This is a genomic window from Mesorhizobium sp. M7A.F.Ca.MR.362.00.0.0, assembly GCF_004023175.1.
Taxonomy (GTDB): Bacteria; Pseudomonadota; Alphaproteobacteria; order Rhizobiales; family Rhizobiaceae; genus Mesorhizobium.
Window position 1 is genome coordinate 1 of sequence record NZ_RZTF01001002.1, and the last position, 288, is coordinate 288.

At 62.8% G+C, this 288-nt stretch carries 1 pseudogene; it reads left to right on the forward strand.

Annotated elements, in window-relative coordinates:
- Positions 1-288: pseudogene (locus EOC06_RS40630) on the forward strand (hypothetical protein); the annotation flags it as partial.

Sequence of the window (288 nt, forward strand, 5' to 3'; positions counted from 1 at the left end):
AAACATCATCACCGTCGATGTCGGAGACGCCGAACTACTGATCGACGGCAATTTCGCCAGTGACGGCACCCTCACGATCAACGGGGGCAGTGCTGAGCTTATTATCCAGGGCGCCCTCGCGGGTGAGGACACGATCACGCTCGAGGGCCTTGGCCCTGAAGGGCCGAAGGGCGACAAGGGCGACCAAGGTATCCAGGGCATCCAGGGCCTGAAGGGTGACACGGGCGACACCGGCCCGAAGGGCGACAAGGGCGACCAAGGTATCCAGGGCATCCAAGGCATTCAGGG